The 11,232-nt window shown below is 31.9% G+C and carries 9 protein-coding genes; 6 read left to right on the top strand and 3 right to left on the bottom strand.

Going from position 1 to position 11,232, the window contains the following annotated elements:
• Window positions 1–53: 53 nt before the first annotated feature.
• Window positions 54–1,421: a hypothetical protein gene (locus tag BLW23_RS05240; protein ID WP_093668163.1), complete on the top strand. Its 1,368-nt coding sequence runs from the start codon at window positions 54–56 to the stop codon at window positions 1,419–1,421.
• Between the two features lie 124 nt (window positions 1,422–1,545).
• On the top strand, window positions 1,546–3,333 hold the full coding sequence (locus BLW23_RS05235; RefSeq protein WP_093668162.1) for a DEAD/DEAH box helicase: 1,788 nt from the start codon (window positions 1,546–1,548) through the stop codon (window positions 3,331–3,333).
• Window positions 3,334–3,403: 70 nt separating this feature from the next.
• Here the strand turns inward: BLW23_RS05235 and BLW23_RS05230 are convergent, their stop codons facing one another.
• From BLW23_RS05230 to BLW23_RS05220, 3 genes are read right to left on the bottom strand one after another with little or no spacing between them, the layout of a single operon-like run.
• A complete protein-coding gene (locus BLW23_RS05230) occupies window positions 3,404–3,673 on the bottom strand; it encodes a hypothetical protein (RefSeq protein ID WP_093668161.1) in 270 nt (89 codons plus the stop codon).
• 5 nt (window positions 3,674–3,678) lie between these two features.
• Window positions 3,679–4,266 carry a hypothetical protein gene (locus BLW23_RS05225; RefSeq protein WP_093668160.1) on the bottom strand — a complete coding sequence of 196 codons (588 nt, stop codon included), beginning with the start codon at window positions 4,264–4,266 and terminating at the stop codon, window positions 3,679–3,681.
• Window positions 4,267–4,280: 14 nt separating this feature from the next.
• Window positions 4,281–5,075, bottom strand: coding sequence for a hypothetical protein (locus BLW23_RS05220; protein ID WP_093668159.1), 795 nt, complete (start codon window positions 5,073–5,075; stop codon window positions 4,281–4,283).
• 360 nt (window positions 5,076–5,435) lie between these two features.
• Between BLW23_RS05220 and BLW23_RS05215 the strand changes: the two genes are divergently transcribed.
• The 4 genes from BLW23_RS05215 (at window position 5,436) to BLW23_RS05200 (ending at window position 11,184) form a co-directional block, all read left to right on the top strand.
• Window positions 5,436–6,635 carry a DUF4856 domain-containing protein gene (locus BLW23_RS05215; RefSeq protein ID WP_093668158.1) on the top strand — a complete coding sequence of 400 codons (1,200 nt, stop codon included), beginning with the start codon at window positions 5,436–5,438 and terminating at the stop codon, window positions 6,633–6,635.
• Window positions 6,636–6,745: 110 nt separating this feature from the next.
• Window positions 6,746–7,852: an imelysin family protein gene (locus BLW23_RS05210; RefSeq protein ID WP_093668157.1), complete on the top strand. Its 1,107-nt coding sequence runs from the start codon at window positions 6,746–6,748 to the stop codon at window positions 7,850–7,852.
• Window positions 7,853–7,951: 99 nt separating this feature from the next.
• Entirely contained in the window at window positions 7,952–10,384 is a 2,433-nt protein-coding gene (locus tag BLW23_RS05205; RefSeq protein WP_093668156.1) for a TonB-dependent receptor family protein, read from the top strand.
• Window positions 10,385–10,464: 80 nt separating this feature from the next.
• The gene (locus BLW23_RS05200; RefSeq protein ID WP_093668155.1) at window positions 10,465–11,184 is read left to right on the top strand and encodes a hypothetical protein; all 720 of its coding nucleotides are present in this window, start codon (window positions 10,465–10,467) and stop codon (window positions 11,182–11,184) included.
• Window positions 11,185–11,232: the final 48 nt, after the last annotated feature.

Raw genomic sequence — 11,232 nt, 5'->3', positions numbered from 1 at the left:
GTTATTATAACTAGATAATTATTTTTGAATGTTATTTTACAGAGGAACAAAATATGTTGAAACGTTTAGTACCCTTAATCATTATCATCTCATTTGTAATAGGATGTAAAAATAACTCCAAGATAGAGTATACTTATTTTGGAGGGAAAATAATACATCCTAAAGATAGTATCGTGATACTTACAGGTAATAATGGGTTTAGAGATACACTTGAATTGTGCAGTGATAATACTTTTATGGGACGATTTCGAGATTTTAGATCGGGATTATATTATTTTAGACACGGAGTTGAACATCAATATGCCTACATTAAGGCAAAGGATAGTTTAATTTTTCGCTTGAATACATGGGAGTTCGATGAATCATTAGTTTTTAGTGGTAAAAATGCAGAAAATAACAACCTTTTAATCGAGGCATTTTTGCAAAGCGAGGAGGACGAGCGTATTATTAGTAAAGAAGGAATGGCGAGTACCATGAGTTTTATTAATACAACGGATCATCTCTTAAATCTAAAAAAAGAGAAGTTAGAGGATTATAAAACGAGTCATATAAATGCATCTAAAGAATTTCTAGACGTTTATGAAATAGCTTTAACCTTTCCAATATATTCTGAACTAGAAAAGTATACGATAAATAATTGTACTCGATTTAAATCAGATACAATAAAAGAAAAATTATTGAAGCATAGGAATGGTATTCAATTGAGGAGAGACTCTTTGTTGTTTTATGCACCTTATTATACCTATGTAATGCAGAAAATGTATAGCGAAGCAATGCTGAAGGGTTATACTGATGAATCTGAAGAGTTTGTGATAGATATATTGAATCGTATAAATGAAGAGGTCAGTGACGAAGAAATAAAGAATAGAATACTTTACAGAACAATTGCTTATAATTTTATGAAGAGAAAAAGGGAAAACAATTATCAAAAAGCCTTTTTCAACTATTTTAAATATAGTAGTGATATAGAACATAAAAAAGAGATTCAACGACTTATTAATGATGTGAAGTATGTGGATAGAAAAGAGCAATTACCGGACTTTTTGATGGAAGCTCCAACAGGAAACTGGGTGAGTGTGAAAGAAGTTGTGAAAAGAAAAAACTCAATAGTATTCTTTAATAATGCTGAATATTTTTCTGATTATAGTGTGTCAAAACGTTTTAATTTTTTACAAAAACGATTTCCCGATGTAAACTTTATGTTAATTCAACAGAACAAAGGAAACTCTGACATGTATGTAAAAGGGATCGATATTAAATATCAGTATAAATTAATTGAAGAAAGTAAAGCTCATAACTTCTTAACAAGCGAATTCCCCCGTCTGATGATAGTCGATAAAAAAGGAGTTGTGTTAAATGATTTTTCAAGTATTTTTGCTTTTGATATTGAGAGCCAAATACAGGAGTTATTAAAAAAGTAGCGTTATGGTAACTGGTTACAATAAATTAACGTACTTTTGCGCCGTCCAAAATCTCATTAGAGGTTAACATTAATAAAATAGAATTCACTAGGTGGGCATCTGTGAATTCGTTTAAATTCATAGTATGTCAACATTTTTAGAATTAGGCTTGAAAGAGTCTATCAATAGGGCGTTAACGGATTTAGGATACGAAAATCCTACGTTAATCCAAGAAAAAGCAATTCCTCAAATTATTGGATCTAATCAAGATTTAAAAGCTTTTGCACAAACAGGAACAGGTAAAACTGCAGCCTTTAGTTTACCAGTAATTGAACTTATTCAAGAGGATGATACGTCTACACAAGCAATTATTTTATCGCCAACAAGAGAATTAGCGGTTCAGATAGGTAAAAATATAGAAGATTTTTCTAAATATATACCAGACTTAAAAGTGGTAACTGTTTACGGAGGATCTAGTATAGAACAACAAATGAAGCAGCTTAAAAAAGGTGCTCAAATAGTTGTTGGTACACCAGGAAGAACAGTTGATTTAATTAGAAGAAGAGCTTTAAAATTAGGAAGTGTTAAGTGGCTTGTTTTAGATGAAGCTGATGAAATGCTTAATATGGGGTTCAAGGATGAGTTGGATAAAGTTCTTGAAGCGACACCAGAAACGAAGCAAACCTTATTGTTTTCTGCAACATTTCCTAGAGAGGTAGAAGCTATTGCAAGAAACTATATGACAGACCCAATAGAGGTTACTTCGGGTCAGAAAAATCAAGGTTCGGAAAATGTAAGTCATGAGTATTATTTGGTAACTGAAAAAACTAGATATCCTGCTTTAAAGAGGGTAGCAGATGTTAATCCTAATATTTATGCGATAGTTTTTTGTAGAACAAGAAGAGAAACTCAAGAAATTGCGGATTTTTTAATCCGTGATGGATATAGTGCTGATGCATTGCATGGAGACCTATCTCAAGCACAGAGAGATAGTGTTATGGAAAAGTTCAGGAAAAAGAACATTCAAATGCTAGTAGCTACAGATGTTGCAGCAAGAGGATTAGATGTAGATAACTTAACACATGTAATAAATCATAAGTTACCAGACCAAATTGAAAATTATAACCACAGAAGTGGTAGAACAGGGAGGGCTGGTAATAAAGGAGTTTCTATTGCCTTAATCGGTAGAAAAGAAAGATCTAGATTATCGCCAATAGAAAGAATTTTAAAGAAAAAGTTCGTACATAGTACAGTACCAACAGGTAAAGAAATATGCGAAAAACAATTATTTCATTTAATTGATAAAGTTGAGAATACTGAAGTAAATGAAGGTGAGATAGCCACTTATTTACCAAGTATTTATGAAAAATTAGAAAACTTAACTCGTGAAGAATTAATTCAAAAGTTCGTTTCTATTGAGTTTAATTCATTCTTGTCATATTATGAAAATGCTGCAGATCTAAATAATTTAAGCTCTAGAGAAAATTCTAGAGGAAGGTCGTCAAATGAGAATATGACACGTTTCTTTATTAATTTAGGTAGAAAAGATAAGTTAAATCCAGCAAAATTAATTGGTCTAATAAACGAACAGAATATTGGAGATAAGGTAGAAATAGGTTCGATAGATATTTTAGATACATTTTCGTTCTTTGAAATAGATAAGAATTTCGAAGGAGAAACTTTGTCGAGTTTTGAGGAAAATAGGCCAGATTATAATGGAAGAAATGTAAATATTGAAATTACTAAAACCGACAGAGGAGGCGGAGGTGGCCGAAGAAGACGCGGTGGATCATCTGGTGGTTTCAAAGGAAGAGGTAGAAAAAAACCTTCTGGAGATAAGAATTTTTCAGGAAAAGATTTTGGTAAAAATCGTGGAGAAGGAAAGAAAAAAAGACCTACTGAAGGTTTTGGTAGAAAACGTAGAAGAGGTTAAAAAACCTCAATAAATTATAAAAAGAGATCCTATAGTCATAGGATCTCTTTTGTTTTTAATAATGTTGCTTTTAAATAACTTTACTAGCTAGTTTTGTTAGAAAATTAATACCATTTTCTATGGTTTCTATCTTTACTGCCTTTATATTATTTGCTAAAGCCGCATTATCAATAATTTGCAAAACTTTAATTGCATTGGCATTTGTAATTTTACTTTCAGCAATAAAACTTTCGACTTCTACAAGTTTTAAGTTGGTCAAATGAGCCAATTGAGAGCCCAATTCGTCATCCGTTTGTTTTGCAGCATTATTGGCTATTTCATTCCAGTCTATAGTATTCATATTAGTTATTTTATTAAGCTTTCAAAGGGTTGTAGTTTATGAAATATGTTCGTGGTCTTGTTGATCGCATTATTCAAGTCCGTTTCAATTTTAAGGATATTGATTTTGTTTCCAGTTAAACTATCAATTGACGAGATTAAATTCTTCTCAGAATTCCCCACACGTGCCGCAGAACTAATTAAGTTTTGCAATGAATTCGTCGCTTTTGAAAACGAACTATAGTTTTGATTTAATTTTGAAATAATGGTGTTTTCTTGTTGATTTAAAATGTCTGTCAAAGAATCTTTTTTATGTTCAATTACCGGTATAATACTGCCAATTATTTCAGTTAAATTGTTTTTGTAGTCAATGCTGTCGGGTAGTAATGATTGATATTTTTTAATCAATTTTGGAGTGTAAGTATTGTTAATGAAAGAATGTAATCGTTGTTGCCTTTCATTAAATAACTGCCTTATTAAATTTAGATTCAAATTATGCATATTATCTACTTCACTTGAAATTTCTTGCGTTAAAGTTACCGTGGCTTCAGGTATACTCGCACAAGAGTTGAGTAAAAATATTGATACAATAAATACAATTTTAAAGTGCTTCATGGCTAATATGATTTTTATTTTATTAAAGGAGAAGTAAATATGGATTTTATACGGTTAATAATACCATGTATAATACTAAATATGGCATCGGAAGAAAAGCCTCCTATAAGGGCTAGAATACTTTTACTAAAGAGTGTGATACTTTTTTCATCAGAAGAATAAAAGGAAATGATCTCCGACATAATTAAACCTGCAATGATGCCAATAAGTATTTGAGCAGTATAGGACACAAACTCTTCTTCCACTAACGTTGTGTTTTTGATAGCTTCACTAATTTTCTTTAATAGAAAAAAGAGAACTCCTAGACCGGAAACGGTTGACAAAAAGGTTAAATTTAACAATAAGGATATACCACTATTATTCATAATTCCTTTATTTAAAGAGATGTTATTAACTTGTGGTGATAAGCCAGTTGTTATAAAAATCACTAGAAAAACGATAGCAAGAATTACTAAATTCCTTACTAATGGAATTTTGTTAAATATAGGCTTCCCTTTTTGATTGTCCCTGATTCTCTTAGCGTATTCAATAGATTTTGGTGTAACAGGCGCTATATTTTTGACTAAAATATTATGGGCATTTATCAAATTATCAACGCTACTATTTTGTATTAAAGAGTTCACTTCAGTGTTTATGATAACACCGTTATAAATAGCATACGATAGCATATGATTTATTTCATTCATTAATTCAGATACAACAGTTTTCGAAATGCCTAAAGTTTCTTTTGTTTTCTGTTTAGCTTTAGGTTCGGTGGAAGGAGATGAAGAAGGTGTTTTCTCTCTTGATTGGTTCGTATCTGTAGTCATGATTATTTTAGATTAGTATTCCTTGTAATTATGTTAGAATAAAGAATAAAACAGATCTTTTGTATTGGTCAATCCGTTCTATGGGAAGATTTCTAACGGATAATGTAGCGCGATCGAATTTTTCTAACAATATCAATAGGTATACAATTAGGTTACCCATATATGCTATGATTATTATGTAAAAGTAAGATCAATTATAACCGATTGACTATAAATAGTTTTAAGCGTCTATATTTTAAGCATAGGCGTGTTTGTGATAAAGGATGTCGTTTTTTATTTAAAATTAATCTAGTTAAACCTTTGTTCAGTTTGTTTAGTTCAGTACATTTGCGCAAATTATTAAAACTTAATCTAAATAAAATGAAGAAGGTTGTATTATCTACGCTTGCAATTGCAGCTTTAGTTTTTTCATCATGCTCTGATGATAACGATAACAATATAGACACAGCTGTTACTGCACCGGCTACGTATACGTTTGAAAGAAATGGAGCAACTTCAGTTAGTTTTAGTGGGCAAACTACTAGAATTAAAATGGGAGAAAAATTAATATCAGCTTTAAAAGATAAGTCTAAGACAAAAATAGAATTAGACTCTATGTTTGGTAGAAATTTAACCACCCATAGTTATTTTAACGATGCTGAGTTAGACGGTTCTTCGAAGAATCTTAGGGGCAAGACAGCCGCTTCAATTGATTATTTTCCTGGAACGGCAGAGGCCGTTTTTATAAAAGAAGATTTTGATGGTTTTATCTCAAGTCAAGTAACAGAAGTATTTCCTAATTGGAATGTTGATGCTGTTGAAGGTACTGCCGGAAAAATTCAAGAATTAGGAACTGGTGGATCGATGCGTTATGTTAATGCGAAAGGATTGGAATACAATCAAGCATTCGGTAAGGGATTGATCGGAGCCTTAATGGTTGACCAAATTTTAAATAATTACCTAAGTACCAAGAAACTAGATGAAGCAACAAGTAGAGCAGATAATGACGCTGGTATCTTAATTGAAGGTAAGAATTATACCAACATGGAGCACAAGTGGGATGAAGCTTATGGATATTTATATGGTAAAGAAGCTACTCCAGCTTCACCAGAATTAGGAGCAGATAGTTTTTTAAACAAGTACTTGAAGAGAGTAGAGGATGATGCTGATTTTGCTGGTATCGCTGATAAAATTTACAATGCTTTCAAATTAGGAAGGGCTGCAATTGTGGCCAAAGATTATGAATTAAGAGATAAGCAAGTAGAGATTCTTAGAGAGGAAATTTCTAAAATTATTGCGGTTAGAGCTGTATATTACTTACAATATGGTAAAGACAAGTTAGCTACGGATAAAGGAGCGGCATTCCATGACTTATCAGAAGGATATGGATTTGTTTATTCACTTCGTTTTACACAGACTTCTGCTACAGGTGCACCTCATTTAACTGTTGATGAAATAAATGAATTTGTTAGTACTCTGCAAGCAGGGAATGGGTTTTGGACAATAACTAACGATGAATTAGAGCAAATGTCTACGAAAATTGCTAATGCCTACGGTTTTACTGTTGGACAAGCGAGATAATTAATTAGATAAATAATGATTTATTTATGCAAATTATACAAAGGTAGCCCTCATTTGGGCTACTTTTTTTATATTTGCAAATCTTTTATTTAGAATAAATAAAACTACAAATGAAGAAAATTTTATATGTATTACTGCTTTCTGTAGTTATAGGAGCATGTAGTTCGAGTTCAGATAACGGGGGCAACACATCTGATGATAACTTCGACAGAAGTACTCTTTTAACAAATGTTGCCAACAACATTATTATACCATCGTATACTTCTTTTCAAACTAAACTGGCTACCTTAAAGGAAAAAACAACAGCATTTACTAACACAGCTGATGTGTCAACATTAGTAGAAGTAAGAACAGCTTGGTTTGAAGCTTACAAAGCTTGGCAGCATGTAGGAATTTATAACATTGGAAAAGCTGAAGAATTAGCTTATGATTCTTTTTTCAATACATTTCCTTTAACAGCAGCAGATGTTGATGCCAACATTGCAAGTGGTACTTATGATATAGACCACGTTAACAATAGAGATGCTCTTGGTTTTCCAGCGTTAGATTATTTAGTACATGGTGTAGGAAGTAATGATACTGAGGTTTTGGAAAAATATACAACCAATGCTAATGCTACGAATTACAAGAAATACCTGAACGATGTCATTGCAAAAATGGTAAGTCTTACGGATGTAGTTGTTGCTGATTGGAATGGTGCTTATAAAAATGAATTTATCAATAGTACTGGTAATACTGCGACTAGTTCTTTAAACAAATTGGTAAATGACTATATTTTCTATTATGAGAAAAAATTAAGAGCCAATAAGATCGGAATTCCAGTTGGTATTTTCTCGGGAGGAACTATTTTTCCAGAAAAAGTTGAAGCATATTATAAAAAAACTGTTTCCAAAGAGTTGATGTTAGAATCTCTTACTTCTGTTCAAAACTTTTTTAATGGAACACATTTTTCTAATGGGAATGCAGGTATTGGATTAAAGGCATATTTAGAAGCAATAGGTAGAGAGGATTTGGCGACTAAAATAAACAATCAATTAGAGGTTGCTAGAACAAAAATAACTACTTTAAATGATAATTTAAGTGAGCAGATAGCTAACGATAGAGATGGGGTATCAGCCGTTTATACGGAACTTCAAAAGGTCGTAGCAATGTTCAAAGTAGAAATGTTGACTGCAATTAATGTTAATGTTGACTACGTTGACGCTGATGGTGATTAATCGCCACATAAAAACTTAAAACTGTCTGCATTTGCAGACAGTTTTTTTATATCTCCCCCTTAAAATATCTTTAATTACCTAGCAGAATAATACTACATAATGAGCCTACACAAATTTTTAACGGTGGTTTTTATATGCGTAAGTGTGTTTAACGGACTTGCCCAATATAAAGTTTCAGGAACGATTACTTCCGATAGTAAAAAAACACTTAATAATGTAAAAATTTTTGACGGAAATGGAGGCGAAATAGCTTCTTCAAATACCAAAGGAGTTTATTCTTTTTCAACAGCTAAGCGGAACATTGAGTTAATATTTTATGTTGATAATTATCAGTTTGTAGAAAAGAAAATTCTGTTAAAAGAAGGGAATAACATTTTAAATATAAAAATGAATGCTTTTTCTGAGAACTTATCAGAAGTAGTGGTAAAATCGCAGAGAAGAAAGGCTTTTGAATTAGGAAGGCTTAAAGATGTTGAACAAACCGCGATTTATGCTGGTAAAAAGACGGAAGTAGTACTTGTTAACCAGTCTACGGTTAATTTAGCGTCGAACAATGCACGCCAGATATATAGCCAAGTTGTAGGTTTAAACATTTTTGAAAATGATGATGCTGGACTACAGCTAAATATTGGAGGACGTGGTTTAGATCCGAATAGAACTTCGAACTTCAATACAAGGCAGAATGGATATGACATTAGTGCAGACGTATTAGGATACCCAGAAAGTTATTATTCACCACCAGCAGAAGCTATAGAAGAAATTCAAATAGTTCGCGGTGCGGCTTCGTTACAATATGGTACACAGTTTGGAGGTTTGGTAAATTTTGTACTCAAAAAGCCAAATCCAAATAAGCAATTAGAAATTGTAACGAGAAATACAATTGGTAGCAATAATTTATTTACCAATTTCACAAGTGTTAGTGGAACATCAGAGAAGCTGAGTTATTTAGCCTATTATAACTACAAGAGAGGAGACGGATTTAGACCAAACTCTGAATTCGAGTCGAAAAATGCATTCTTTCATGTTGGATATGATTTCAATTCAGACACGAAAGTAGAGGTAGAACTTACCTACTTACATTATTTGGCGCAGCAGGCGGGAGGGCTTACTGATGACATGTTCAATGAAAATCCTTTGCAAAGTAACAGAACTAGAAATTGGTTTGAAGTAGATTGGTTATTGTATAATTTTAAATTATCACATGCCTTTTCTGATAAAACTAATTTTACCTTTAATTTTTTCGGCTTAAATGCGAGTAGAAAAGCCCTTGGATTTAGAACTAATAGAGTGAGTCAAGTAGACGATTTGGGAGGAAGAGATTTAATTACTGGTGATTTTAATAACTTTGGATTTGAAGCGAGGTTATTGAGTAAGTATAAAATATTCAATAAAGATGCTACATTTTTAATAGGTACTAAGTTTTACAAAGCAGATAATACTTCTGTTCAAGGCCCAGGTACTGATGGTAGTGACGCGAACTTTTCTGCAGCGTTAGATCAATTTCCTAATTATAGAAATCAGTCAGATTATAATAATCCGAATTTAAATATAGCAGTTTTTGGAGAGAATATTTTCTATATTAATGATAAAATTTCAATAACTCCAGGATTTAGAGTAGAATATATAAAAACAGAAAGTGATGGGTTTCTAAAAAGAATAAACTTTGATGGAGCTGGAAATGTTATTTTCAATGAAACCATCATTAGTTCAGATGATAACATTCGTTCTTTTGTATTATTAGGTTTAGGAGCTAGTTACAAACCAAGTTCTAAATTTGAACTTTATGGTAACATTTCGCAGAACTATCGTTCGGTAACTTTTTCTGATGTAAATATTGTGAACCCTTCTTTTCAAATCGCAAGTGATTTGGGCGATGAAAAAGGTTTTACAGCAGATTTAGGGATACGTGGAAATATCAATAGAACAATTTCTTATGATGCAGGAATTTTTGGTCTATTTTATAACGATAGAATAGGTTTAATCCAAAAAGAATTGGAAGATGGTAGTGGTAGAGTAGTGCAAGAAAGAAGGAACGCAGGAGATGCTAGAATTTTGGGTATTGAAAGTTTAGTAGATTTTAATTTAAAGAGATTGTTTAATATATCGAATGATTTTGATTTCAATTATTTTGTGAACACATCATTTATTCAATCAGAGTATATCCGTTCCGAGGTTCCTGGAGTTATTAATAACCAAGTCGAATTTATTCCAGATTTAAATATTAAAACAGGATTTAGGTTCGGTTATAAAAACTTCTCATCGAACATTCAATATACATATTTATCAGAGCAGTTCACGGATGCTTCTAATTCGGTGGGTGCTGGGTTAAGCGGTGTTAATGGAGTAATTCCATCGTATGATGTTTTAGATTTTTCTACTTCTTATAAATACAAGTATTTTAAATTAGAAGCTGGAGTTAATAATGTATTAAACAATAGTTATTTCACGAGAAGAGCAACAGGGTATCCAGGTCCAGGAATTATACCTTCTGCACCTAGAACGTATTATGTTACTCTTGAATTTAAGCTTTAGATCCTATCTAAATAGGATCATAATTAGTTAAAGTTTTTAATTCATTCGATTTGTCTGTATTTTTATGAAAATCGGAACGTATGTTGAAAGCTGTTAATATTAAAAAACAATTAATTAAAGCCCGAAGTCGCATTTTAAAAGGGGGCGATATTTTGAGTTGGGTGCAAACTGTTTTTAATGAACTCGATTTAGATAGAAATCGAATCAAAAATGGTTTGGAAAGTAGCAATGAATCTTTTAATAATAATTTGGATATAAATAAGGTGAATCCCCAAGCTGTTTTTCACATAAATCAAATAAAGAAAATATGTGTTGATTATAGATTACGCTTTTTAACTACTGGATTATTCAAAGGAGATTACCCTGAGCAAGCAGTGACCGAAATAAGGAACCTTGAAAGAAGGCATCACATTCAATTAAAAGGATTCAAAATTATGGCTCGTTCGAGACTGTTTAAATTAAAGGAAACTGATGATCCTCTTTTGTTTGTACCTTTGGGAAACGACTATTATTATTTAATTTATCAATGGGGTAATGACCTACATCCATTAAGAAAACTTAAATTTTGGCCTGCAAAGAATGTCAGAAACCTAGGAGCATTCGTTCTATTAATTAGTTTTATTAGCACTATTATAACGCATTCAATATTTTTTGGGAAGCAAAGCAGCTTAATCTATGGATTGGTGCTATTTCTATTTTATTTAAAAGGGTTTATTGGAGGGATTTTATTTTTTGGAATTTCTTCTGGTAAAAATTTTAGCGAGTACTGTTGGCAAAGTCCGTATAACAAAATATCCTAAACCTAGTCGTTTAAAATTACACATGCCAAGAGCGAAGCCCTTAGCATG

The organism is Tenacibaculum sp. MAR_2009_124, from assembly GCF_900105455.1.
Lineage (GTDB): Bacteria > Bacteroidota > Bacteroidia > Flavobacteriales > Flavobacteriaceae > Polaribacter.
The sequence above is the reverse complement of the archived record's forward strand: the minus strand, read 5'-3'. Positions and strand labels throughout refer to the sequence as shown.